Annotated in this window: 22 protein-coding genes and 1 pseudogene; 7 read left to right on the forward strand and 16 right to left on the reverse strand. The window is 64.9% G+C overall.

Annotated features, from left to right (window positions below; translation table 11 throughout):
• Positions 1-53: 53 nt before the first annotated feature.
• The 3 genes from K3F49_RS15775 to K3F49_RS15785 all read left to right on the forward strand — a co-directional run bounded on the left by K3F49_RS15775 (position 54) and on the right by K3F49_RS15785 (position 5,074).
• A complete protein-coding gene (locus K3F49_RS15775; protein ID WP_234681856.1) occupies positions 54-2,117 on the forward strand; it encodes a hypothetical protein in 2,064 nt (687 codons plus the stop codon).
• A 139-nt stretch (positions 2,118-2,256) separates the two neighbouring features.
• On the forward strand, positions 2,257-2,655 hold the full coding sequence (locus K3F49_RS15780; protein WP_234681857.1) for a DUF2946 domain-containing protein: 399 nt from the start codon (positions 2,257-2,259) through the stop codon (positions 2,653-2,655).
• A gap of 148 nt (positions 2,656-2,803) precedes the next feature.
• Positions 2,804-5,074, forward strand: a complete 2,271-nt coding sequence (locus tag K3F49_RS15785; RefSeq protein WP_234681858.1) for a TonB-dependent receptor — start codon at positions 2,804-2,806, stop codon at positions 5,072-5,074.
• Between the two features lie 54 nt (positions 5,075-5,128).
• On the opposite strand, the gene K3F49_RS15790 is transcribed toward K3F49_RS15785, so the two are convergent.
• The 10 genes from K3F49_RS15790 to K3F49_RS15835 form a co-directional block, all read right to left on the reverse strand.
• On the reverse strand, positions 5,129-5,512 hold the full coding sequence (locus K3F49_RS15790; RefSeq protein WP_234681859.1) for a RidA family protein: 384 nt from the start codon (positions 5,510-5,512) through the stop codon (positions 5,129-5,131).
• Positions 5,513-5,535: 23 nt separating this feature from the next.
• The gene (locus tag K3F49_RS15795; RefSeq protein ID WP_234681860.1) at positions 5,536-7,146 is read right to left on the reverse strand and encodes an N-acyl-D-amino-acid deacylase family protein; all 1,611 of its coding nucleotides are present in this window, start codon (positions 7,144-7,146) and stop codon (positions 5,536-5,538) included.
• A gap of 10 nt (positions 7,147-7,156) precedes the next feature.
• The gene (locus K3F49_RS15800; protein WP_234681861.1) at positions 7,157-8,476 is read right to left on the reverse strand and encodes an MFS transporter; all 1,320 of its coding nucleotides are present in this window, start codon (positions 8,474-8,476) and stop codon (positions 7,157-7,159) included.
• Between the two features lie 240 nt (positions 8,477-8,716).
• On the reverse strand, positions 8,717-9,487 hold the full coding sequence (locus K3F49_RS15805; RefSeq protein ID WP_234681862.1) for an IclR family transcriptional regulator: 771 nt from the start codon (positions 9,485-9,487) through the stop codon (positions 8,717-8,719).
• 86 nt (positions 9,488-9,573) lie between these two features.
• The gene (locus K3F49_RS15810; protein WP_234681863.1) at positions 9,574-10,326 is read right to left on the reverse strand and encodes a haloacid dehalogenase type II; all 753 of its coding nucleotides are present in this window, start codon (positions 10,324-10,326) and stop codon (positions 9,574-9,576) included.
• 126 nt (positions 10,327-10,452) lie between these two features.
• Positions 10,453-10,920 carry a hypothetical protein gene (locus tag K3F49_RS15815; RefSeq protein ID WP_234681864.1) on the reverse strand — a complete coding sequence of 156 codons (468 nt, stop codon included), beginning with the start codon at positions 10,918-10,920 and terminating at the stop codon, positions 10,453-10,455.
• A gap of 26 nt (positions 10,921-10,946) precedes the next feature.
• Positions 10,947-11,462, reverse strand: a complete 516-nt coding sequence (locus K3F49_RS15820) for a GNAT family N-acetyltransferase (protein ID WP_234681865.1) — start codon at positions 11,460-11,462, stop codon at positions 10,947-10,949.
• A 108-nt stretch (positions 11,463-11,570) separates the two neighbouring features.
• Positions 11,571-12,506 (reverse strand): glycosyltransferase family 2 protein, encoded by a 936-nt coding sequence (locus tag K3F49_RS15825; RefSeq protein ID WP_234681866.1) that lies wholly within the window; start codon positions 12,504-12,506, stop codon positions 11,571-11,573.
• Positions 12,503-13,654 (reverse strand): hypothetical protein, encoded by a 1,152-nt coding sequence (locus K3F49_RS15830; protein WP_234681867.1) that lies wholly within the window; start codon positions 13,652-13,654, stop codon positions 12,503-12,505. The genes K3F49_RS15825 and K3F49_RS15830 overlap by 4 nt, the downstream gene beginning before the upstream one ends.
• A gap of 47 nt (positions 13,655-13,701) precedes the next feature.
• Positions 13,702-14,193 (reverse strand): NUDIX domain-containing protein, encoded by a 492-nt coding sequence (locus K3F49_RS15835; RefSeq protein ID WP_234681868.1) that lies wholly within the window; start codon positions 14,191-14,193, stop codon positions 13,702-13,704.
• Between the two features lie 92 nt (positions 14,194-14,285).
• Between K3F49_RS15835 and K3F49_RS15840 the strand changes: the two genes are divergently transcribed.
• Positions 14,286-15,182, forward strand: coding sequence for a metallophosphoesterase family protein (locus K3F49_RS15840; protein WP_234681869.1), 897 nt, complete (start codon positions 14,286-14,288; stop codon positions 15,180-15,182).
• 95 nt (positions 15,183-15,277) lie between these two features.
• On the opposite strand, the gene K3F49_RS15845 is transcribed toward K3F49_RS15840, so the two are convergent.
• From K3F49_RS15845 to K3F49_RS15855, 3 genes are all read right to left on the reverse strand, one after another.
• Positions 15,278-15,832, reverse strand: coding sequence for a hypothetical protein (locus K3F49_RS15845; RefSeq protein ID WP_234681870.1), 555 nt, complete (start codon positions 15,830-15,832; stop codon positions 15,278-15,280).
• Positions 15,833-16,022: 190 nt separating this feature from the next.
• The gene (locus K3F49_RS15850) at positions 16,023-16,232 is read right to left on the reverse strand and encodes a DUF4170 domain-containing protein (protein WP_094975753.1); all 210 of its coding nucleotides are present in this window, start codon (positions 16,230-16,232) and stop codon (positions 16,023-16,025) included.
• Between the two features lie 29 nt (positions 16,233-16,261).
• Complete coding sequence (locus K3F49_RS15855) at positions 16,262-17,896, reverse strand: isocitrate lyase (RefSeq protein ID WP_234681871.1); 1,635 nt, start codon at positions 17,894-17,896, stop codon at positions 16,262-16,264.
• A 207-nt stretch (positions 17,897-18,103) separates the two neighbouring features.
• Between K3F49_RS15855 and K3F49_RS15860 the strand changes: the two genes are divergently transcribed.
• Positions 18,104-19,549, forward strand: coding sequence for a helix-turn-helix domain-containing protein (locus K3F49_RS15860; protein ID WP_234681872.1), 1,446 nt, complete (start codon positions 18,104-18,106; stop codon positions 19,547-19,549).
• 111 nt (positions 19,550-19,660) lie between these two features.
• On the opposite strand, the gene K3F49_RS15865 is transcribed toward K3F49_RS15860, so the two are convergent.
• Positions 19,661-19,954 (reverse strand): antibiotic biosynthesis monooxygenase, encoded by a 294-nt coding sequence (locus tag K3F49_RS15865; protein ID WP_148771790.1) that lies wholly within the window; start codon positions 19,952-19,954, stop codon positions 19,661-19,663.
• 228 nt (positions 19,955-20,182) lie between these two features.
• Here K3F49_RS15865 and K3F49_RS39420 point away from each other — a divergent pair.
• Positions 20,183-20,995, forward strand: a pseudogene (locus K3F49_RS39420) (hypothetical protein).
• Positions 20,996-21,171: 176 nt separating this feature from the next.
• Complete coding sequence (locus K3F49_RS15880) at positions 21,172-21,540, forward strand: hypothetical protein (RefSeq protein ID WP_234681875.1); 369 nt, start codon at positions 21,172-21,174, stop codon at positions 21,538-21,540.
• A 6-nt stretch (positions 21,541-21,546) separates the two neighbouring features.
• On the opposite strand, the gene K3F49_RS15885 is transcribed toward K3F49_RS15880, so the two are convergent.
• Together K3F49_RS15885 and htpX are read right to left on the reverse strand one after the other, a co-directional pair.
• Positions 21,547-22,188, reverse strand: a complete 642-nt coding sequence (locus K3F49_RS15885; RefSeq protein WP_249794805.1) for a tetratricopeptide repeat protein — start codon at positions 22,186-22,188, stop codon at positions 21,547-21,549.
• 134 nt (positions 22,189-22,322) lie between these two features.
• A complete protein-coding gene (gene htpX, locus K3F49_RS15890) occupies positions 22,323-23,279 on the reverse strand; it encodes a zinc metalloprotease HtpX (protein WP_234681877.1) in 957 nt (318 codons plus the stop codon).
• Between the last annotated feature and the right edge of the window lie 44 nt (positions 23,280-23,323).

The raw sequence follows: 23,323 nt of genomic DNA on the forward strand, positions 1-23,323 counted from the left end.
AACGTGGATGCCCGGGACAAGCCCGGGCATGACGATGCCGAGAGAGTGACGATATGAACTACGGCATCGCTTTTACGCCGCTGGTCCCCGCGATCGTCCTGTGGATCGCGCTCGCGGCCATCGTGGTCATCGCGATCGTGCTGTTGCTGGCGCGCGCCCGCGGCGCGGCCGTGCGCGTGGCGGCGCTGGCGCTGTTTTTGCTGGCGCTGGCCAATCCCTCCTTCACGCGCGAGGACCGCGATCCCCTCACCTCCGTCGCCGCCGTCGTCGTCGACAAGAGCCCGAGCCAGAATTTCGGCAAGCGCAACCAGGAAGCCGCGAAGGCGCAGGAGGCGCTGGTCGACAGCCTGAAGAAGATCAAGGGACTTGAAGTGCGCGTCGTCGAGGCCGGTCAGGCCGACGGCGAGACCGACGGCACAAAACTGTTCGGCGCGCTGGCCTCCGTGCTGTCGGACGTGCCGGTCGACCGCGTCGCCGGCGCGTTCCTGATCACCGACGGCCGCGTTCACGACATCCCGGCCAACGCTGCCGCGTTCGGCTTCCAGGCGCCGGTGCAGGCCCTGGTCACCGGACAGAAGGACGAGCGCGATCGCCGCATCGCGATCACGGCGGCGCCGCGCTTCGGCATCGTCGGCCAGAACCAGACCATCACCTACAAGCTCGACGACCAGGGCGTCACCGGCGAGCGCGCCAAGGTCACGATCCGGCGCGACGGCGAGGTCATCAACGAGCGCACGCTCGCGAGCGGCCAGAGCGCCAGCGTCGACGTCGAGATCAAGCATGCCGGTCCGAACATCGTTGAGATCGAGGCCTCGCCGCTCGAGCGCGAGCTGACACCCGTGAACAACCGCGCCGTGGTCGCCATCGACGGCGTGCGCGACAAGCTGCGCGTGCTTTTGGTGTCCGGCGAGCCGCATTCGGGCGAGCGCACCTGGCGCAACCTGCTGAAGTCCGACGCCAGCGTCGACCTCGTGCATTTCACCATTCTGCGTCCGCCGGAGAAGCAGGACGGCACGCCGATCAACGAATTGTCGCTGATCGCGTTTCCGACCCGCGAGCTGTTCCAGCAGCACATCAACGAATTCCAGCTGATCATCTTCGATCGCTACGCCCGCCAGGGCGTGCTGCCGATCGCCTATTTCGACAACATCGCGCGCTATGTGCGCGCGGGCGGCGCCGTGCTGGTGTCGGCCGGACCCGATTATGCCTCGACGACGAGCATCTGGCGCACGCCGCTCGACACGGTGCTGCCGGCCGAGCCGGTCGGCGTCACCGAGAAGCCGTTCTATGCGCATCTCTCCGACATCGGCAAACGCCATCCTGTGACGCGTGGCCTGGAGGGCTCGGCCTACGATCCGCCGCACTGGAGCCGTTTCTTCCGCACCGTCGAGACCCGCAATTCGGTCAACCCGCCAGTGATGACGGGCGCGGACGGCAAGCCGCTGCTGTTTCTCTCGCGCTTCGGCGAGGGCCGTGTCGCGCTGCTGCTGTCCGACCACATCTGGCTGTGGGCGCGCGGCTATGAAGGCGGCGGTCCGCATCTCGACCTGCTCAGGCGGATGTCGCACTGGCTGATGAAGCAGCCGGACCTCGACGAGGAAGCGCTGCGCCTCCAGGTGCAGGGCAAGGATCTCGTCGTGGTGCGCCAGACCATGGCGGACAGCGTCCAGCCTGTGAGCGTCACCTCGCCTTCCGGGGTCTCGCGCGATCTGACGCTCAGCCAAGGCGACCCCGGTGAATGGCGAGCCAGCCTTCCCGCGAACGAGCTCGGCTTGTGGGCTGCCACCGACGGCACGCTGAAGGCGCTGATCAATGTCGGCCCGACCAATCCGAAGGAATTTTCGGAAGTCACCTCCACCACCGAGACATTGAAGCCGCTGACGCAAGCAACCGGCGGCAGCGCCGTGCGGATCGCGGATGGCGGGAGCGTCGAGCTGCCGCGCATCGTCCCGGTGCGCTCGACCAGCGTGTTTGCCGGCGACGGCTGGATGGGCGTGCGGATGCGCGACGCCAGCGTCGTCAAGGGCGTCGGCGTGCTCCCGATCTTCGCCGGCCTGATCGGGCTGCTCTTGCTGCTCGGTGCCTTCGCCGCGACCTGGGTGCGTGAGGGGCGGTAGTTGCCCGAACGACACATTCAGCAACGGTCCGCCTGGGCCGTCGCTGCGGCGGTTGACATCCGTTCAACGTTCCTGCGATGTTACAATATAACATCGCAGCGCCTGGTCGGCGCCTCGCGATGCGGGGTGGCGTCTTGAGATGAAGTGGTTCCGGTCGAATGTCAGGCACGGCGCCCGGCTCGCGTTGTTCGCGATGCTGGTGCAGTTCGCGCTGACCTTCGGCCATAGTCACTGGTTCGCGCAGGCCGCGCCCCTCACTCAGTCCCAGCTGACTGACGGCGCCAAGACTATCGCGTCGAGCGACCGCGCAGCGATCCAAAAACGGTCCCCGACAAACCCGGATCGCGAACAACCCGGTGACGACAATTGCGCGATCTGCGCATTGGTCGCGATGGCCGGCACGGTCACGTTCGCGACGCCGCCGCTGCTGTTGCTGCCGCAGGCCGTCGAGCTGCTCTACCGCACCACCGATGCCGAATTCATCCATCTGGAATCGGCCCGTACCGCGTTCCAGCCGCGCGCCCCTCCCGCCTCCTGATCCCCATCGATTGAGCTGCCAACGGAATCGATCGCGCGTCGCGCCGATCCCGCCAGGCTACCGAAATTGATCCGTCGCGTGTCGACGGCGCGTACCGCCTGCAAGTGCTCCGAATGGGCGCGGCGGTGCGTGATCGGAAATCAGGACAATGGTGTCTTCAAAAGCAATATTGGCGGGCTCGAGCCTCGCCGCACTCACGCTGTTTCATCCCGGCGGCGGCGCCATGGCGCAGACGACCGCTCCCGTCACGACGCTGCCGAGCGTCGAAGTCGATGCGCCCAAGCAGACCCAGGCGCCGCGCCGCCCCAAGGTTCGCGTCGCCGTCGCCAAGCGACGTGCGACAGCAACGCAGGCGCGGCCGCAGACCGAGGCGCCGGCCGCCGTCGAAGGCCAGAGCGACCGGCTCGACGCCGCGCGTCAAAGCGTGCTTCCGCCCGGCGGCGCCACAGCCCATACGCTCAATCATCAGGCCATCGAGGCGCTGCCGCAGGGCACCAACGCCTCACTGGACAAGGTGCTGCTGCAATTTCCCGGCGTCACCCAGGATTCGGCCGCGAGCGGCGACCTGCATGTCCGCAACGAGCACGCCAATCTGCAATACCGCATCAACGGCGTGATGCTTCCCGACGGCGTCGGCGCGTTCGGGCAGATCCTCGACACCGGCATCGTCGGCAGCCTGAGCCTGCTCACCGGCGCGCTGCCGGCGCAATACGGCCAGCGCACCGCCGGCGTGCTGGACATCCAGACCAAGGCCGACGCCTTCAACAATTCCGGCGTCGTCGGCGTCTATGGCGGCAGCAACGGCACCATCTCGACCAATTTGGAATATGGCGGGACCGCCGGGCAAACCCAGTATTTCCTGTCGGGTCGCTTTCTCCAGAACAATCTCGGCATCGAGAATCCGACCCCGTCGGTCAACGCGATCCATGATCGCACCAACCAGGAGAAGGGATTTCTCTATCTCTCGACGATGATCGATCCGAATAGCCGTCTCACCTTCATGAGCGGCGTGTCGAATGCGACGTTCCAGATCCCGAACAATCCCGGCCAGACGCCTGCTAACACCGCGTTCGGCGTCTCGAACTTCGACTCATCCCGGCTCAACGAGCACCAGAACGAGTTCAACCAGTTCAACGTCGTCTCCTACCAGACCTCGAACGGCGAGTTCGACACGCAGACCTCGTATTTCAATCGCACCAGCCTGCTGCACTTCTATCCCGACCCGATCGGCGATCTCGTCTTCAACGGCGTGTCCTCGGACGTCTATCGCCAGAGCGTGGTCAACGGCCTCCAGCAGGATACCGCCTGGCGCATCGGCTATGCGCACACGCTGCGCTTCGGCCTCTCGGTCAGCGCGGAGCGGTCGCTGGTCAACAGCGGGACCACCGTGCTGCCGCTGGCCGATCCCACCGACCCGAGCGCGGGAACGATCGACGCCCCGTTCTCGGTGTTCGATTCCAGCGCCAAGACCGGCTGGCTGATCGGGACCTACGTCCAGGACGAATGGAAGATCACCAACAATCTGACCCTGAACGCCGGCCTGCGCTTCGACCAGATGTACCAGTATGTGGATGCGAACCAGCTCAGCCCGCGCGTCAGCCTGACCTGGAAGCCGTTCGAGGGCACCACGTTCCACGCCGGCTATGCACGCAACTTCACCCCGCCCTCACAGGTGATCGCGGCCCCGGTCAATCTTGCGCTGGTCACCCCGCCCGGCGCGCCGGCCAACACGCAAACGCCGGAGGTTGGGCAGAACAGCCCGGTGCTGCCGGAGCGGTCGCACGTGTTCGACGTCGGCGTGACCCAGAAGATCTATCCGATCCCCGGCCTCGAGGTCGGCGCCGACGCCTACTACAAGAAGGCGCGCGACCTGCTCGACGACGGCCAGTTCGGCGCGGCCTATGTGCTGAGCGGCTTCAACTACGATCGCGGCGAGAACGTCGGCGTCGAGCTGAAGTCGACCTACCGCAACGGCAATTTCAGCGCCTACGCCAACCTCGCCTGGGCCAAGCAGATCGCGACCAACGTCGTCTCGAACCAGTATCTGTTCGGCGCGGACGAACTCGCCTACATCTCGGGCCATTACATCTACACCGACCACGCCCAGATGCTGTCGGGATCGGCCGGCGCCTCCTATCTCTGGGAGGGCACGCGTTTCAGCGTGTCGATGATCTACGGCAGCGGCCTGCGCTCGGGCTTTGCCAACACCGATCACCTGCCGGGCTACACGCAGGTCAATTTCGGCCTGTCGCACGACTTCAACATCATCGCGCCGAACAAGCCGACGACGGTGCGCTTCGACGTGGTCAATGCGTTCGACACGATCTACCAGATCCGCGACGGCTCCGGCATCGGCGTGTTCGCCCCGCAATACGGGCCGCGGCGCGGCTTCTATGTCGGCATGTCGCAGCGGTTCTAACCGCGGGGCTTGCGTGCGTCGGGGCCTGCGGGCCCCGGCGCAGCAGCAGGCGGCTCACCTGCGATAGGCGACGCAGTCGATTTCCACCTTGCAATCCACCACCATGCTCGACACCACGCAGGCCCGCGCCGGAGGATTGGCGCCGAAATATTCGGCGAAGACCTTGTTGAAGCTTTGAAAGTCTCGGGGATCGTCGAGCCAGACGCCGCAACGCACGACATCCTTGGGCTCGAAGCCGGCTTCAGTCAGGATGGCGAGCAGGTTGCGGATCGCCTTGTGCGATTGCGGGATGATGCCGCCCTCGATCACCTCGCCGTTCTCCATCGGCGTCTGCCCCGAGACGTAGAGCCAGCCATCGGCCTCGACCGCGCGGGCAAAAGGGAGGTGTTGGCCGCCGGTGCCGGTGCCGCCGGCCGCACCATATCGTTTCAGGGTCATGGGTCTCGTCCTGTGTGGTGTGATTATGTCAGGGCCCGGCCCGGCCGCGCGAAGGTGCAGCGTCCGTCCGTGACCACGGCCTCGCCTGCGACGAAGACCGAACGGATGCCTGCGGGCATTTCCGTCGGCGTCTCGAACGTCGCCTTGTCCATGATGGTCTCGTCGAACAGCGTGAGATCCGCGACCATGCCCGGCCGCAGGATGCCGCGGTCGGACAGGCCGAAGCGCTGGGCGGGCATCGCCGTCATGCGCCGCACGGCATCTTCCAGCGTCAGCCAGCCCTGCTCGTGCGTCAGCCGGCCGGCGACGCGCGGGAAACTGCCATAGGCGCGCGGATGCGGCTTGGTGCCCGGGCGCGGAATGCCATCGGAGCCGACCATGTGCAGGCGATGGGTGAAGGCCGCGCGCAAATCGGCCTCATCGAGCTGGAACATGATGATGCCGGTCTGGCCCTGATCCTCCTCGATGCACCGAACCATGAGATCGAACGGCGAGATGCCGAGCTCGCGCGCGGCATCGACCATCGACTTGCCCTCGAGCGGCTTCAGCGCCGGATTGCCGGTGCCGGAGATGCGCACATTGTGCCAGCCGATCAGCACGATCTTGGACTGCGCGGCATGCGGATCGGGATCGCCCTCCTCCACCAGCACGCGCAGCGCCTCGCGCTTCGCGGAATCGCGCAGCCGTTCGCGCAGCGCGTCGATGCCGCCTTCGAGCGCCGCCGGCGGCAGCAATTGCAGCATGTAGGAGCTGCCGGCGGGATACGGATACATGTCGAAGGAGATATCGATCCCCTCCGCGCGCGCAGCCTCGAGCCGGTCGAGCGCCTTGGGGATCGCGCCCCAGTTCGGCTTTCCCGCCGATTGCAGGTGCGACAGCAGCCCGGCCGCGCCGGAGGCGCGCAGGATCGCGATGAACTCGTCGATGGAATTGAGGAGGCCCGCTTCATAGCTGCGGATATGCGCGGTGAGCAGCTTGCCGTGAGCCCGCACCGTCGTCGCCAGCGCACACAGTTCATTGCTGTCGGCATAGGCGCTTGGCGGATAGACGAGGCCGAGTGACAGGCCGGCAGCGCCCTGCTCAAATTGCCGCGCGAGCAACGCCTGCATCGCCGCGATCTCTTCGCTACTCGCCGCGCGACGGTCGTAACCGAGCACGGCGAGCCGGATCGCGGCATGTCCGACCAGCGAAACGAGGTTGAGCGCCACGCCCGGCCCCTCCAGGGCCAGCCGATAACCGTCGAAACTGTCGAAGACTTCATCGGTTCGGGTTTCGCCGGCGAGACCCGAGAAGTGCAGGCGCAGCATCTCGGCGGAGCCCGCGGTCGCCGGATAGAGCGAGAAGCAGCAATTGCCGACCACGAGCGTGGTCACGCCCTGCAGCGCTTTTTCGGGCCTGTCAGGCTCGCGCAGGCAGATCAGGTCGTCATGGCAATGCGCGTCGATGAAGCCCGGCGCGAGATAGCATCCGCGCGCATCGATGATGTCGGCCTCCTCCGCCGGCAGCGAGGCCCCGATCGCCGCGATACGGCCGTCGCTGATGCGCAAGTCCGCTTCGAACCACGGCGCGCCGGTGCCGTCGATCAGCCGGGCGTTGCGGATGAGTGTGTCCTTGCCGTTGGAATTCTGGGGCATGCCCCTCTCCTCAGTGAACAGGCACGGCGTTTGGTGGCGACGCTTCTTCGAAATCCGGAATCGATTCGATCCGGCCAAGCACCACGACATAGAAGAAGATGCCGATCAGCAGCACGATTCCGGCGATCATGAAGGCACCGGCAAAGGATTGAGTCCAGTCGACCACGACCCCGGTCACGATCGGTGCCAGCACGCCCATCATGTTGTTGGTGAAATTCAGAATGCCGCCGACCGTTCCCGCCCCGCCCTTCGGCGCGATCAGCGACACGATCGAGGACCCCACCGGCGCCGCGGCGGACAATCCCGAGATCGCGATCGACAACCACAGCAACGCCCAGCCCGGCTTCACGGTGAAGGCGGCACCGACCACGGCAAGCCCCATCAGCATGCCGACGATGATCACGGACTGGCGCACCCGCGTGCTGTCGTAGCCGCGCTTGATCAGATGATCCACCAGGAACCCGCCGATCAGGAGGTCGGACAGCGTCGCAAAGATCCAGGGAATCGTCGAATAGCCTGCAGCCGACATCAGATTCATATGCATGGTCTGAGCGAGATAGCCCGGCAACCAGGTGAGGAAGAGATAGAACGTGTAGCCGTACGCGGAGAACCCGATGGTCAGTCCCCAGACCTTGCGGTTGCGCAAGAGGTAGCCGAGCATGCGGCTCTGCCCCGCTGTGGCCGGGCCTTCGGGCGTGCCGCCGCCGGCGACGATGTAGTCGTGCTCCGCCTTGGAGAGCTTCGGATCCTCGCTCGGATTTCGATAGATGACGTAATAGGCGACGAAATACAGGAAGCTCAGCAGCGCGGTGACGCCAAAACCCCAGCGCCAGCCGTAGAGAAAGATCACGTAGGCGACCAGCGGCACGCCGATCACGTTGGAGAATTTGGCGGCAGAATCGAAGATCGCAGTCGAGCGCGCGCGTTCGTCGAGCGGAAACCAGTGGCCGGTCGCCTTCTGACTTGCCGGAAAGGCCGGTGCTTCCGCGACGCCGAGCAACAGGCGCGCGCCGGCGATGCCCCACAGTCCGCTGGCGAGCGCGGTGATGGTGGCGGCGACCGCCCAGAGGAAGCTGGAGGCGCGGCCGACCATGGTGACGCCGAAGCGATCGAGCACCATGCCGCCGGGGACTTGCAGCAGCGAATAGGTCCAGAAGAACGCGCTGCCGAGAAGCCCGATGTCGGTGGCGGTGAGCCCGAGCTCCTTCGTGAGCTCGGGCGTCGCGGCGGAGAGCCCGACACGATCGATGTAGTTGATGAGAATTCCGACGCCGAGGAGGCAACCGATCAGCCAGCGTCGCCCGGGTACCTGTTGGCCTGCATTCGCCATTTCGAATCCTCTCTCGATAACGCGGGATCAGGTCTCTCGTGCCGCCAAACGGCGGAACGGGCAGACCATCGCCGCATTAATGATTGTCTCTTATAATGGACAGCATTTTCTTATAGCGTCACGTTAGATATTACGGCGGCGTGATGTCAAGAGTGGACATGCGAGTCCGCCCCCGCACGCGAGCTCGGACGCGCGGCCCGACGCGAGTGCATCGGCCGTGGCGTTGCCGGTCGACTGAGTTCAGTGGCGATCGGAGAGTTCGGTTGCGGTGGCGACGAGGTCGTCGAGCAGCGCGGTCCTGCGCTCCTTCACCGAGTCCGCAGGAACGACGAAGCACAGCGTCGCGACCGCGACACCCTTCTTGTCGCGGATGGGGGCGGCAAGACACGACGTAAACCGATCGGACAGCGCCGTCGTCACGCATTTGCCGTCACGCCTAGCGCGTGCAACGTCCTTGACGAAATCGTCGATATCGAGGACGCGGCCGTCCGGCAGGCGAAAATCCTCTTTCGGAACGAACGCGCGAATGTCTGCCGGGCTCATGTGATCCAGCAGTAACCGGCCGGATGCCGTCCACGGCAGCGGCACCTCGATGCCGACATCCGTCGTGATCCGGAACAGGCCCGACCCGTCCCGCGTGTCGACCACCACATATTTGCGGCCACGCAACGCGCAGAGTTGCGCGGTGGCGCTATGCTGGGTCGCCAGCCGGTCGAGCGCCTCGCGGCATCGGCGATGCAGGGGATTTGCCTCCGCGTAGGCCCGCCCGTAGAGATGCACCGCCTTGCCGAAATAGACCTGACCGCCCTCGCCCACGCTCTCCAGCAGGTCCGCCTCGATCAGGCGGTTGGCGATGGCATAGACGGTCGATCGCGGCGCGCCCATTTGCTTCGCGAGGTCGCTGAGCTTGGAGGGCTCGCGCAGATGCAGCAGCGCTTCCAGGAGATCGATGGTCCGATCAATCCCGTTCTGGCGTTCCGCGGGCGAGGTGCCCTTTTTGGATGCGGCCAAACTTCACATGTCCTTCGTCAGCTGCGTTGCCTGCGGTTTTTGGCATAATCCGCGCCGACGGTACAGTGTGCAGCTGGTCGCTGGCGCTAGCTCGACAGAAAGTGCACCAGGTCAGCCATGCCGAGCCCCTCGCCGTCCGGAACGGCGTCCAGCTGTTCGCGCGGTTGCTTCTGCCGATTGACCCAAAAGGTGGGATAGCCGAACAGCTTCGCGCCGGAGGCGTCCCAGCCGGCGAAAGCGGCAAAGAGGACCTCTTCGCGCTTCAACCCGAAAGCATCGACGCCCATCTGATAGGCGCGGGGGTCAGGCTTGTAGGCCCGAACCGCATCCGTGCTCAGCTGAAATTCGAAGATGCCTTCGAGCCCTGCCGCGCGAATATTGGCGTCGAGCATCGCGGGCGAGAAATTGCTCAGGAAGGCGAGTCGCAAGCCGTTGTCCTTCAGCATGGACAAGGCGGGCAAGGCGTCGGGCCAGATCGTCATTCCGAGATAACCCTCGACCAACGCACTTCGCTTGACGCCGGTCAGTTCAATATCGAGCGACCTGCAGGCGAACACCAGGGCGTCATCGATGACGCCCAGAAAGTCGCGATAATGTCCGCTCATGGTGCGGAGCCATGTGTACTCGAACAGCTTGGTTCGCCAGACCTTTGACAGCTCGGCGCCGCGTCCGGGAAACAGGTTCTCGGCAAGAGCGAAGATGGGACGCGGATCGAAGATCGGAAAGCCGTCGAACGCGATCGCCTTGATCGGCGCGCCTGCTCCACGGGAATCGTTTGCTACTGAGGACGCGACCGTCAACGACGCGATCGCGAGAAGTCGGCGGCGACTAAGGGCCATCTGGGCGGTCTCATGCGGTGGACGATTTGGCTCGGCTGCGACTTGTCCGGCGCCGGCCGAACACGTCGCGGCGACCATGATCGTCCAGCCACCTGGAATATTCCCGACTGCGTCGGAATCGACAGATCAGGACCCCTGCATGTATCGGACGGGATTCTCAGGATCCGCTTTGAAGATGCCGGCAGCTTCGGCGAACAGGGTCGATACCGCATCTTGTTTGAGGTCGTCGAACCGACCGAAACTGAAGTTGTTGCCTCCCATCCGAAGTTCGCCAAGTTTTCCGGCATAACGGGATACGACGGGCGCGCCTTGCCTGGTCACCGTCACGTACACGCTGATGTAGTTTTTCTGGAGCGCAACACCGATCACCGGCCACTCCGCGCTTTTTCCCGACTTGATGGCGTAGCGAAACTTTCCATAGCCGATCATCTTCATGCGCATTCCCGCCTCTCCCGCGGGCGTTCCCTGATGGAAATGGCGCTTGAGGGCTGGCGCGGCCGAGACGACCAGCTTGTGCGACGCGATCAGATCGCGCTTTCGCGCCGGATCGAAATCGAGATAGGCCTGCAATGTGTCGGCTGTCACGCGGAACATGTGAGGCTCCACCGGTCGTTGGTGCGCTATCCCCGCGCCTTGCTCCAGTCCGGAGCAACTGCGCCTGAGACCCCCTCAAACGCGCCGTCGACGAGCTCGAACACCAGGAGGCGGGCGGCATCGACCGGGCCCGGCATGGTCACGCGTCCCTTGGGGACGAGCTTGAAACCGACGCGGCTGTAATAGGGCTCGTCGCCGACCAGCAGCACGATGGCGTGGCCCTTGTCCCCGGCGTCCTTCAACGCCCGCTCCATCAGCAAGCGCCCGATGCCGCGGCTGCGGAACGGTGGCTCGACAGTGAGCGGCCCGAGCAGCAGCGCCGGCGTCTCACCGATCATGACCGGCAATTGCCTGACGGAGCCGACCAGCAGCGTGCCGATGCGGGCGGTGAAAGAAACGTCGAGCAGATGGTCGACATGCTCGCGGATGCGGTAGGCGCTGAGCACGAAGCGGCCGGGGCCGAAGGTGCGCTCGTGCAGCCGCTCGATCGCCTGGGCGTCGCCGGGAGCTTCGGGACTAATGGTGATTGAGAGATCGTTCATGCCATAGCGTTTTCGAGCGAAGTGGATTCCGGTTCGCGTTGAAAAACGCGTCAATACAGCAAGCGGAGTAGCATCTGGATGTCCGGCCGTCCATGGGAGCGCGTGACGTCAGGCCCTTTTCGGCGCCGGCTGGGACAGATAGGCCAGCATCTTCATCTCCCGCCGCCCCCGCGTCACGGTATCGAGCACGAGGCCCGACGAGACCGACAGTATCGCCACGATCGTCAATCCCATCGACAGCACGGCGGTCGGCAGGCGCGGCACGAGGCCGGTTTCGATGAATGTGACGACGATCGGGATTGCAAGGGTGACCGCGGCCAGCGCCAGCAGGATTCCGATCACGGTGAAGAAGCGCAGCGGCCGCTCCGAGCGGTACAGCTTGAGCATGGTACCGAGAATGCGAAAGCCGTCGCGCCAGGTGTTGAGCTTCGAGAACGAGCCTTCCGGCCGCGCGTAATAGGGCGTCTCGACCTCGGCGACCGGCAGCGACAATTCCAGCGCGTAGACCGCGAGCTCGGTCTCGATCTCGAAGCCATCGGACAGCACGGGGAACGATTTGACGAAGCGCCGCGAGAACACGCGGTACCCGGACAGGATGTCCTTGAACTCCTGTCCGAAGGTCGAGGACAGGAAGCCGGTCAGCATGCGGTTGCCAGTGCGATGGCCGAGACGGTAGGCGGCCTCCGACTGGTCGATGCGGAGCCCGACCACCATGTCGAGATGTTCGTCGACTAGCTTGTCGATCATGCGCGGCGCACTCGGCGCATCGTAGGTGGCATCGCCGTCGACCAGCACGTAGATGTCGGCCTCGACATCGGCGAACATGCGACGCACGACATGGCCCTTGCCCTGCCGCCGCTCGCTGCGCACGATCGCGCCGGCCTCGCGCGCGACGGCAGCGGTGCTATCGCGCGAATTATTGTCGTAGACATAGATCTCCGCCGCAGGCAGCGCCTTGCGGAAGTCGGCAACGACGGCCGCGACCGCCGCCTCTTCATTGTAGCAGGGCACCAGCACGGCGATGCGGGGTTGAGCGGATGTCATCGCGGCAGTGCTCCCAGACTGGCCGGCTCGCGCCGGATCGATGCAACCTGACGCACCTCGGCCCGCTGAAGCAACCGCGCAAACGACAGCGTCCACAGCGACAGCATCGCGATCGGCACGACGTAATACGGCGTGAAGATCGGATGGCTCAGGAAGAAGCCGAGATTGACGACGAGGTTGCCGGCAACGACGAAGGCAGCCTGCCGCACGTGGTGCTCGCGCGACCACAACAGCGAGAGCGTCGCGCCGATCGCGAGCACGATCAGCACGATCTGCATGTCGCGTAGATACTGACCGAACACAGCGAGATCGAACGCCGGCGCGACCAGATCGGCGCTGCCATAGGTCGTCGCCAGCGCGCTGCCGGCGTTGATGGCCTGGGCGGCCAGCGTCGGCGCCATGCCGACGAACACGCCGGCACCGAGGGCGAGGCCCTGCACGAATGTCGCAAGCGAGCGCGTCCACAGAAAGGGAATGCCGAGGAACAGGAAATAGCCGGCCGCGAGCAAGGCATTCGGAAGTCTGAAATTGACGGATGCGCCGAGCAGCAGACCGATCAGCGCGATCAGCAGGACGCTGCGCTTCTCCCTGACCAGCCACAGCGCCGTCAGGAAGCCCGCGCCCGCGCACAGCGCCATGGTCGGCGCAACCGAATAGCTCGCCTTCGCCGGATTGATCATGAGATAGACCGCAAGCGCGCCGAACACGCCGGCGCCCAGGATCGACGGCAGTGTCCGTGCCATCGCAATGCCTGTGAGCGCGAGGCCGCACACGATCAGGCTCGCGGCAATGTAGAGCGGCACGACCTGATGGCCTTGCGGAAACAGCGCCAGCAGAAAGCCGGTGCCCGGTGGGTATTGCAACACGACCTTGCCGCCCGGCATTGGATTGTGGCAGGGCCAGCGGATCGGATCCTTCCAATCGGCGAAGGCGATTTCCTTTAACTTGCCTTCGAAATAACGGTCGTCGTCCCTGACCGCGTTGGTGTCGAGCCCGCCGGCGCCGAAGCGCTGGAACAGATGTGCCTGCCGGAGATAGCAGATGTCGTCATAGACCCCGCGCGCCTCGCTCCAGCGCGACATTGTCGCGATGTTGCTAGCGAGGATCGCAAGGCAGATCAGGCCGAAGGCGAGTTTTGCAGCTTTCATCAGGTTTCCGTGGCGCCCATTCGGACTGGTACTAGCATAGCCCGCCCTCAGCGCCACGTCGCAATCAGGGGCTTGCCGTGAAGCACTTCCGCGATCCGCAGCCGCGTGCCGGCGGTCGCCTCCTCAGGCAGCGCGGCGGTGTCGAAGAAGCCGCATGCGATGATCTCGTGGTTGGGCGCCGGCAGCCGGTCCTGCCGGAAATGCCTGACCACATAGACCGCGACATGGTCGCGGCGGGAAATGTGGCTGTTGAGGAAGATGCCGTGCAGTACGGCCTCTCCGGTGAGGTCGATATCGCCCTCCTCCTTGAGCTCGCGACGCATCGCCTGTTCCATGGTCTCGCCATGGTCGACGCCGCCGCCTGGCAGGTACCAGCCCGAGACGTAGCTGTGCTTGACCAGAAACACCTTGTTGTCGGCATCGAGCACCACGGCGCGGACGCCGAGCGTCATGCCGCGGACCAGCAGGAAATAGGCATGGAAGACTCGCCGCAGCAGCGGCTCGAATTTCCGTCGGATCTTGTCCAGGCGTTCCCCCATCAGGCTCTCTTGAAGCGCCCTTTCAAGCGTCCCTTGCGCGATGCCGGCGACCTTGCCATTACAGCAAGCGAATAGCGAGGCACGCGCGCGCCATGACTTACCAGACGTCGGCACCTTTCACGCTCGCCCATCTGTCCGACCCGCATCTGCCGCCGCTGCCGAAACCGCGGCTGATCGAGCTCGCCGGCAAGCGCGCGCTCGGCTACGTCAACTGGACGCGCAACCGCCACAAGTACCAGCGCCGCGAGGTGCTCGACGCGCTGGTCGCCGACATGCAGGCGCAAGCGCCCGACCACATCGCGGTCACAGGCGATCTCGTCAATCTGGCGATGGAGGCCGAGTTCGCCCCGGCGCGCGCGTGGCTCGACGGGGTCGGCTCGCCTGGCCGCGTCACCACGATTCCCGGCAATCACGACGCCTATGTCCGCGCCACGCGCCATCGCTTCGGCGAGACCTTCGCACCCTATCTTGCAAGCGACGACGGCAGCGTCGGCTTTCCCGGCGTGCGCCGGCGCGGACCGGCCGCGCTGATCAGCCTCTCCAGCGCCGTGCCGACACCGCCCTTGATGGCGACGGGCACGCTGGGGCGCGATCAGCTCGACGCGCTCGAGCAGATGCTCGATAAGCTCGCGGCCGAGGACGTCTTCCGCGTGCTGCTGGTGCATCATCCGCTGAAGTCCGATGCACGCCAGAAACGGCTGACGGATTCCGCAGGCCTGCTGGCGCTGCTCAAGCGGCACGGTGTCGAGCTGGTCCTGCACGGGCACGACCACATCCATTCGACGATGTGGTTCGACGGCCCCAACGGCAACATTCCCGCGATCGGCGTGCCGTCGGCCTCGGCGCTCGCGCACGGGCGCTATCCGGCGGCGGCCTACAATCTGTTCGCGATCGACAAGGACAATGCCGGCTGGCGCTGCGAGCAGATCGTGCGGAGCCTCGATCATGGCATGCAGATGCGAGAGATCAAGCGCACGCGGCTGATGTAGTTCGTCGTCATTGCGAGCGAAGCGAAGCAATCCAGAGTCCCTCCCCGGAGACATTTCTGGATTGCTTCGCTTTGCTCGCAATGACGGAAACAGCCTCACCAGCTCCGCAACGCCGCGAGCACGGCGATGCCGAACAGCGCGGCAGCACCGAATATGAAGCCGAACACGAACGGCCAGACGCGCGAACGGCGGGGTGGCTCCGCGACCTCCGGCTTCGGCTCGGGCAGCACCGCCATCGCATGCTCGCGCTCGATCATGCGGCGAGCGACGTAGTCGGTCACGGCTTCGACGATCACCGCGGTGTCGTGCGATTCGGCGAGCACGATGCGGCCGAAGCGGGTGTCCTGGACGAAGCGGTACATCCGCTTGTCGCGCCCCATCATGATGTGGGCGACGACGTCGATCCAGAGCCTGGGCGTATCGCCCTGGCTGATGCCGCGGTCGAACAAATCGATCTGCTCCGGCACCTGGGCGAACAGCGGGTCGAGCGCGTCGTTGAGGATCTCGAGCCGCGCCACCTCGGCGTCCCTGAGATCGACGACGACGCCGGTCCGGTCGGCGGCCTCGATCCGCGCGCGCAGCAGCGCATCGCGCAGCCGCACCGGGCGCGGCTGGCTGGGATTGATACCGCTGGTCTCGGGCTCTGACATTGTCGGCCTCGTCCTCGACTTTCCGCCATTAACCTATCAGCAACCACAGCGCCCGCAAAGGGCCCATCATTCCAGATACTTACGGCGCCCACAGGCCGTTGATGTGTGCCAAAAACAGACGATCCCACCCGGCTTGCGCCGGATGGGACCCTCCGTCCTTGGACGTCTTCTTGGATTTGTCAGGCAGCCGTCAGGCCGAGACCCGCGACGGCTCTTCCACGATCGAGAAACGGACGCCGGCCTTGTGGCGGTTCTCTTCCGAAACCGTCCGCCAGGCGTCTTCGGCTTCCGTACGGGTCTTGAACGGACCCTGCACCTGGGCCGAGCCTTCCACGAGCTTGTGGAAGTTCATCGAGCCGAACTCGCCGCCGATCACCCAGAAATTGCTGCCTTTGGTCATTGTCAGTCTCCTGTCGATAGCGTGTTGCGTTAGCCGAACTGGTTCATGGTGTTGTGCGCGCCGCCCGCCTTCAGGGCCGCTTCGCCGGCGAAGTATTCCTTGTGGTCGTCGCCGATATCGGAGCCCGCCATGTTCTGATGCTTGGCGCAGGCGATGCCCTGACGGATCTCCTGCCGCTGGACGTTCTTCACGTAGCCCAGCATGCCCTGCTCGCCGAAATACTCGCGTGCGAGGTTGTCGGTCGAGAGCGCTGCCGTGTGATAAGTCGGCAACGTGATCAGGTGGTGGAAGATGCCGGCACGTTTGGCCGAATCTGCCTGGAAGGTGCGGATGCGCTCGTCGGCTTCGAGGGCCAGCGGCGTCTCATCGTATTCCGGCTTCATCAGCTCGGCACGATTGTACTTCGAGACATCCTTGCCGGCTTCCTTCATCGCGTCGTAGACCTGCCAACGGAAGTTGAGCGTCCAGTTGAACGAGGGCGAGTTGTTGTAGGCGAGCTTCGCGTTCGGGACGACCTCGCGGATGCGGTCGACCATCTTGGCGATCTGCTCGATATGCGGCTTCTCGGTCTCGATCCAGAGCAGGTCCGCACCGTTCTGCAGCGAGGTGATGCTGTCGAGCACGCAGCGGTCTTCGCCCGTGCCGGGGCGGAACTGGTAGAGATTCGAGGGCAGCCGCTTCGGACGCATCATCTGGCCGTTGCGGTTGATGATGACGTCGCCATTGCGGGCGTTCTCGGCAGTGATTTCCTCGCAATCGAGGAAGCTGTTGTACTGATCGCCGATGTCGCCCGGCTTGTGGCTGACGGCGATCTGCTGCGTCAGACCAGCGCCGAGCGAGTCGGTACGGGTGACGATGACGCCGTCTTCGACGCCGAGCTCGAGGAAGGCGTGGCGGCAGGCGCGGATCTTCGCGATGAACACCTCGTGCGGCACGGTGACCTTGCCGTCCTGGTGACCGCACTGCTTCTCGTCGGAGACCTGGTTCTCGATCTGCAGCGCGCAGGCGCCCGCCTCGATCATCTTCTTGGCGAGCAGATAGGTCGCCTCGGCATTGCCGAAGCCGGCGTCGATGTCGGCGATGACGGGCACGACGTGGGTCTGGAAGTTGTCGATCTTGGCGATCAGCTCCTTCTCGCGAGTCTTGTCGCCTTCCTTGCGCGCCTTGTCGAGGCTGCGGAAGATGTCGTTGAGCTCGCGGGAATCCGCCTGACGGAGGAAGGTGTAGAGCTCCTCGATCAGCGCCGGCACCGAGGTCTTCTCGTGCATCGACTGGTCGGGCAGCGGACCGAACTCGGAACGCAGCGCCGCGATCATCCAGCCGGACAGGTAGAGATAAGTGCGATCGGTCTTGCCGCCGAAGTGCTTCTTGACCGAGATCAGCTTCTGCTGGGCGATGAAGCCGTGCCAGCAGCCCAGCGACTGGGTGTACTTGGTCGGATCGTTGTCATAGGCCGCCATGTCGGCCCGCATCAGCGCCGCGGTGTAGCGGGCGACGTCGAGGCCAGTCTTGAAGCGGTTCTGCAGGCGCATGCGCGCGACCGCTTCGGCCGACACCCCGTTCCAGGTCGGCTGATTCTTGAGGAGCGCCTGGGCCGCCTCAACCTCGTTCTGATACGAGGCCGGGCCCTGAAAGGAGCTGATGCCACGGGGCTGGTAGTTCATGTTCTTGCTCTCTCTTCTCGACATTCATGACAGTGCATTGCGAAATGCGTGACATGAGCTAAACGCGAGAAAGAGAAGCTCGTATAGAGGCCTTGTATTTGAATGGTGATGTGATGTAACATCGAGACATGTAATAGATGTTATTTTGTAAATTTTGTAAAAATATAGGTCAGAAAGACTGCCCTTAGAGGCTGTGGAGATGTGAAGATGCCCGCCGAGTCCGGGAAAAAGCTGTTCGTCGGCCCGCGCTTCCGGCGGATCCGGCAGCAATTGGGGCTGTCCCAGACCCAGATCGCCGAGGGGCTCGGGATCTCGCCGAGCTATGTCAATCTGATCGAGCGGAACCAGCGCCCGGTGACCGCGCAGATCCTGCTGCGGCTCGCCGAAACCTACGACCTCGATCTGCGCGATCTCGCCACCGCCGACGAGGACCGCTTCTTCGCCGAGCTCAACGAGATCTTCTCCGATCCGCTGTTCCGCCAGATCGATGTTCCCAAGCAGGAGCTGCGCGACCTGGCCGAACTCTGTCCCGGCGTCACCCATGCGCTGCAACGGCTCTATGCGGCCTATACCGAGGCGCGCCAGGGCGAGACGCTGGCGGCAGCCCAAATGGCCGACCGCGACGTCGGCACGCGCTACGAGGCCAATCCGGTCGAGCGCGTGCGCGAGCTGATCGAGGCCAACCGCAATTATTTCCCGGAGCTCGAGCAGGCCGCGGAGACTCTTCGCGACGAGTTGAACGTGCCGGCCGAAGGGCTCTATGCCGCACTCGCCGCGCGCCTGCGCGAAAGGCATTCGATCCAGACCCGGATCATGCCGGTCGATGTGATGCGCGAGACGCTCCGCCGTTTCGACCGCCATCGCCGCCAGCTCCTGATCTCGGAACTGGTCGACCCGCCCGGCCGCGCGTTCCAGCTTGCCTTCCAGCTCGGCTTGGGCGAATGCGCCCAAGCCCTGGAGACCATCATCGGCCGCGCCGGCCCGCTCGACGACGCGCCGCGCCGGCTGTTTCGCATCACGCTCGGCAATTACTTCGCGGCGGCCGTGATGATGCCCTACCCGACCTTCCTCGCGGCGGCCGAAGCGCTCAACTACGATATCCACGTGCTGGCGCAGCGCTTCAATTCCGGCTTCGAGCAGGTCTGCCATCGCCTCACCACGCTGCAACGGCCGAACGCGCGCGGCATTCCGTTCTTCCTGCTGCGCGTCGACAATGCCGGTAACGTATCGAAGCGCTTTTCCTCCGGCACCTTCCCGTTCTCGAAATTCGGCGGCACCTGTCCGCTGTGGAACGTGCACTCGACCTTCGACACGCCTGATCGCCTGCTGAAGCAGGTGATCGAGCTGTCCGACGGCACGCGCTATTTCTCGATCGCGCAGATGGTACGCCGGCCCGTCGCGCCGCACCCGCTGCCGCAGCCGCGCTTCGCCATCGGCCTCGGTTGCGAGATCCGCCACGCCGCGCGCCTGACCTACGCCGCCGGTATGGATCTGGAGAAGACGGAAGGCACGCCGATCGGCGTCAATTGCCGGCTCTGCGAGCGCGAAAACTGCGCCCAGCGCGCCGAGCCGCCGATCACGCGCACGCTGATCTTGGACGAGACGACGAGGCGGGTGTCGAGCTTCGCGTTCTCGAATGCAAGGGAGCTGTGAGGGCATTTGCCGCAGTCTCGTCATTGCGAGCGAAGCGAAGCAATCCAGACTGTTTCCGCAGCAACAGCCTGGATTGCTTCGTCGCTTTCGCTCCTCGCAATGACGAGAGGCTCACGCCAGCGTATGCACGATTACCGGTCCCGCCGCGGCACTCGCATGCCCCGCCAGCAATGACCCCAGGTTCTTTTCGATCCAGGCGATGGCGCGCTTGTTCGCTTCCTCGGCCTGCTCGAACTTGTCGAAGATGGAGATCGCGGTCACCGTGTCGTCGCCGGCATAGACCACGTAATAGGCCCGGAAGCCGTCGACGTCGCTGATGATCGGAACGGCGCCGTCCTTGATGCGGCGCGCCAGCTCTTCGGCGCTTCCGCTCTTCGCCTTGGCCTGACGGATGGCGGCATACATGGCATCCTCCTCCGGCTATCGATGTGGGGCATGGTGCCCGGGTTCGATCCTACGCCGAAGCGCGGATCGGGGATACCCTGCTTGGTTAACCCTGCCCTAATCCGCCTTCGCGATCTGCAACCAACGATTAAGCACGCCTCAACATCGCGGCCTTAGTCTCGCCCCACTCACTTTTCGCAAACAACGGCAGCCTATCCTGCCGCGTGAAGTGACATCAGGGGGTTCATCATGCGCATTGCGTTGCTGCTGACCGCGACCATTGTCGGCGCGCTCTTCGCCAATCCGTCCAACGCCGGCGCGCTCGACGTCGCGTCCGCCGATGACGCGAAGGCGCTGCCGCCCGGCTTCCAGAGCTATCGCGGCTACATGTTCGACGTGTCGGAGAATTCCGATCGCAAGGACGTCGACAAGCTCACCGAGAACCTGAAGCAGCAGATCGACGTCGTCGAGGGCGCCGGGTTCTCCCCACGCGTGCTTCGCTTCTTCCGGACCGTCCCGATCATCGCGAGCGAGCTGGCCTGCCTCGACGAAGGCGCCGCGACCGCCTGCTAAGGCCGGGTCACGCCGGACATCCAGCGCACCACCCCGCGGACGCTAACGGTGTGGGACCACGACAAGCAGCGCTGGACCAACCCGAACGCCGTCGACCTCGCCGTCGATTCCGGGCTCGGCGTGATCATGGTCCGGCCCGACATGATGCGTTACGAGAAAGAGGCCGTGCTGCTCCACGAGATGCTGCACGCCTATCACGCGCGGCTGCTGCCGGACGGCTACGCCAACAAGGGCGTGATCAGCTATTACGCCTATGCCAAATCCAAGGATTTCCTGCCCAAGGAAGCCTATGCGCTGAAGAACCACATGGAGTTCTTTGCGGTGACCGCCAGCATCTTCCTGGCCGGCAAGAGCGAATTCCACGATCCCAAGACCCGCGAAGCGCTCAAGGAGAAAATGCCGGACTATTACAAATATCTGGTCGGCGTGTTCGGCTTCGACCCCGATCCGGCAGCAAGCTCGAGCGGACCGGTCGCCTCGCTGAAATAAGACCGACACGGCGCACCTCGCGCCCAGCCAATGCCAAAAGCCGCGCGACATGCGCGGCTTTTCTGCTTTGGGTGCCGGAAGCTGCGGATGACGCCCGGGCGGGAATTGCCAAGGCGGGGCCCGATCTGCATAGTCCCGCCGCATCGATTGGGACTGTTTCGAAGAGGATAGAAGACATGGCGGACGCCGACCTGGATGTCGTGATCCGGCAACTGGCCAGACAGCTGCAGACGGGCCTGATGACCCGCGCCAAGGAGCGGCGGGATCGCTTCAGCGGCCTTGCGGCCAAGGCCAAGGGCAAGGAGACCGGCGCCCGCTTCAAGATGATGGCCAAGGCCACCATGGAGCAAGCCACCGCCGCCGCAAAGCGCCTCCAGATGTCCGCCGACAACGTCGCCGACAGCTACGCCCGCGCCATGCGGCTCGCCGCCAGCACGCCTGTCGAGGCGAAGGCGGAGAAGCCGGCCAAGGAAAAGCCGGTGAAGGACAAGCCGGCGAAGAAGGCCGCGAAGGCGAAGAAGGCCAAAGCCAAGAAAGCGAAGTAGTCCCTCTCATCGCCGCGGTGTGGAGACCTGGGTCGGCTCGCCGTGTGCAACTTCGGCGAGCTTTGCGCGCGCGGCATCGCGTATGCGGGCGTCCTTGCCCGGCGGCAGCACAACGGCAGCTTCGAAATCTGCACGGGCATCGTCGGCCTGGCCGCGGGCGAGGAATGCGAGGCCGCGGTCGAGGCGGGCCCGCGCGTCCGTCGGGTCGAGGCGCACGGCCGTGCTGTAGCTCAAAATCGCGCGGTCGAGATCGCCCATGGCGGCGAGCGCGAGGCCGCGCTCGTGATAGGGCAGCGCGGGCTTGGGATCGAGCGCGATCGCTTCGTCAAAATCGGCAATCGCAAGGCTCAGCTCACCGTTCTGACGGTACGCCTGCGCGCGGTCGCGATAGAGCGAGGCGCGGTTGGGATTAAGGTGGATGGCCTCGTTGAAATCGGCGATCGCCCGGCCGTTGTCGCCGTGGCGCAGCGCGATGCGTCCGCGCCCCTCATAGGCGAAGGCGATCAGGGAGCCGCGAAACGGCGAGAAGCCGATCACGGCCGAGCAGATGTCGGGCTCGTCCTCATCCCCACAATTCACGACCGTATGCGTGGACAGGCCAATGGCCACGCCCAGGACGATCAACAATGACACGGCAACTCTGGTCATCTCGACGGCGACCGGCGACGGGCCGGCCACGCATCCCCTTTCGAAGGAACACTCTCGACGAGGTATTAACACCGGCCGGACCGGTCCTGTGTGCGCCAGGTCACTAAGCCAGGCAAAATCCGGCTGGTTCCGTATCAGCCCCAAGGACCACGAGAAGGCCCATTTGACGGACCGCGCGACGACGAGCGGCCCCACGGGCCCTGCGGCGGATAGTTCTCGTTGGCGCCGACCGACGGCGCGGCTTGCGTGCCGAGCTCGGCCGCGAGTTGCTGGAGCGCCGCGATGCGGTTCTGCGTCGAGGGATGGGTGGCGAAGAGACTGTCGACGCCATGGCCCGACAGCGGGTTGATGATGAACATGTGCGCGGTCGCGGGATTTCGCTCGGCATCATAGTTCGGCACCTGATGCGCCGCGCTCTCGATCTTCACCAGCGCCGATGCCAACCACATCGGCTGGCCCGCGATGCGCGCGCCGAGATTGTCGGCGGCATATTCGCGGGTGCGGCTGATCGCCATCTGCACCAGCATCGCAGCCAGCGGTGCCAGGATCATCATCAGGATCGAGCCGACGATGCCGGGGCCGTTGTTGTCGCGGTTGCCGCCGAAGAACATGCCGAACTGCGCCAGCATAGAGATCGCACCGGCGATGGTCGCGGTGATGGTCATCAGCAGCGTGTCGTGATTCCTGATATGTGCAAGCTCATGCGCGATCACGCCGGCGAGCTCCTCACGGCTGAGCTGGTTCATCAGGCCGACAGTGACGGCGACGGCGGCGTTCTCGGGATTGCGGCCTGTCGCGAACGCGTTGGGCTGCTGCTCGTCCATCACGAACACGCGCGGCATCGGCAGGCCGGCGCGGCCCGCAAGCTCGGCGACGAGGCCGACCAGCTCCGGCGCGCTTTGACGGTCGACCTCATGGGCGCCGTACATCGACAGCACCGCGCGGTCAGAGTTCCAGTAGGCGAAGAGATTGGTCGCCGCAGCAATCACGAGCGCGATCATGGCGCCGGTGGCGCCGCCGATCAGGTAGCCCACGCCCATGAACAGGGCGGTGAGGCCTGCGAGAAGCATTGCGGTACGCAGATAGTTCATGGCCGTCTCCAAAGCCGGCCATGGGCGAGCCTTTGGCCGGCGTC

Origin of the sequence: Bradyrhizobium monzae (genome assembly GCF_021458635.1) — a bacterium.
In the GTDB taxonomy this organism is placed as follows: Bacteria; Pseudomonadota; Alphaproteobacteria; order Rhizobiales; family Xanthobacteraceae; genus Bradyrhizobium.

Bases quoted from the DNA above. Each gene is read 5' to 3' on its own strand.
- K3F49_RS15775 (WP_234681856.1), top strand. From the start codon at position 54: ATGAACTACGGCATCGCTTTTACGCCGCTGGTCCCCGCGATCGTCCTG.
- K3F49_RS15780 (WP_234681857.1), top strand. From the start codon at position 2,257: ATGAAGTGGTTCCGGTCGAATGTCAGGCACGGCGCCCGGCTCGCGTTG.
- K3F49_RS15785 (WP_234681858.1), top strand. From the start codon at position 2,804: ATGGTGTCTTCAAAAGCAATATTGGCGGGCTCGAGCCTCGCCGCACTC.
- K3F49_RS15790 (WP_234681859.1), bottom strand. From the start codon at position 5,512: ATGACCCTGAAACGATATGGTGCGGCCGGCGGCACCGGCACCGGCGGC.
- K3F49_RS15795 (WP_234681860.1), bottom strand. From the start codon at position 7,146: ATGCCCCAGAATTCCAACGGCAAGGACACACTCATCCGCAACGCCCGG.
- K3F49_RS15800 (WP_234681861.1), bottom strand. From the start codon at position 8,476: ATGGCGAATGCAGGCCAACAGGTACCCGGGCGACGCTGGCTGATCGGT.
- K3F49_RS15810 (WP_234681863.1), bottom strand. From the start codon at position 10,326: ATGGCCCTTAGTCGCCGCCGACTTCTCGCGATCGCGTCGTTGACGGTC.
- K3F49_RS15815 (WP_234681864.1), bottom strand. From the start codon at position 10,920: ATGTTCCGCGTGACAGCCGACACATTGCAGGCCTATCTCGATTTCGAT.
- K3F49_RS15820 (WP_234681865.1), bottom strand. From the start codon at position 11,462: ATGAACGATCTCTCAATCACCATTAGTCCCGAAGCTCCCGGCGACGCC.
- K3F49_RS15825 (WP_234681866.1), bottom strand. From the start codon at position 12,506: ATGACATCCGCTCAACCCCGCATCGCCGTGCTGGTGCCCTGCTACAAT.
- K3F49_RS15830 (WP_234681867.1), bottom strand. From the start codon at position 13,654: ATGAAAGCTGCAAAACTCGCCTTCGGCCTGATCTGCCTTGCGATCCTC.
- K3F49_RS15835 (WP_234681868.1), bottom strand. From the start codon at position 14,193: ATGGGGGAACGCCTGGACAAGATCCGACGGAAATTCGAGCCGCTGCTG.
- K3F49_RS15840 (WP_234681869.1), top strand. From the start codon at position 14,286: ATGACTTACCAGACGTCGGCACCTTTCACGCTCGCCCATCTGTCCGAC.
- K3F49_RS15845 (WP_234681870.1), bottom strand. From the start codon at position 15,832: ATGTCAGAGCCCGAGACCAGCGGTATCAATCCCAGCCAGCCGCGCCCG.
- K3F49_RS15850 (WP_094975753.1), bottom strand. From the start codon at position 16,232: ATGACCAAAGGCAGCAATTTCTGGGTGATCGGCGGCGAGTTCGGCTCG.
- K3F49_RS15855 (WP_234681871.1), bottom strand. From the start codon at position 17,896: ATGAACTACCAGCCCCGTGGCATCAGCTCCTTTCAGGGCCCGGCCTCG.
- K3F49_RS15860 (WP_234681872.1), top strand. From the start codon at position 18,104: ATGCCCGCCGAGTCCGGGAAAAAGCTGTTCGTCGGCCCGCGCTTCCGG.
- K3F49_RS15865 (WP_148771790.1), bottom strand. From the start codon at position 19,954: ATGTATGCCGCCATCCGTCAGGCCAAGGCGAAGAGCGGAAGCGCCGAA.
- K3F49_RS15880 (WP_234681875.1), top strand. From the start codon at position 21,172: ATGGCGGACGCCGACCTGGATGTCGTGATCCGGCAACTGGCCAGACAG.
- K3F49_RS15885 (WP_249794805.1), bottom strand. From the start codon at position 22,188: ATGACCAGAGTTGCCGTGTCATTGTTGATCGTCCTGGGCGTGGCCATT.
- htpX (WP_234681877.1), bottom strand. From the start codon at position 23,279: ATGAACTATCTGCGTACCGCAATGCTTCTCGCAGGCCTCACCGCCCTG.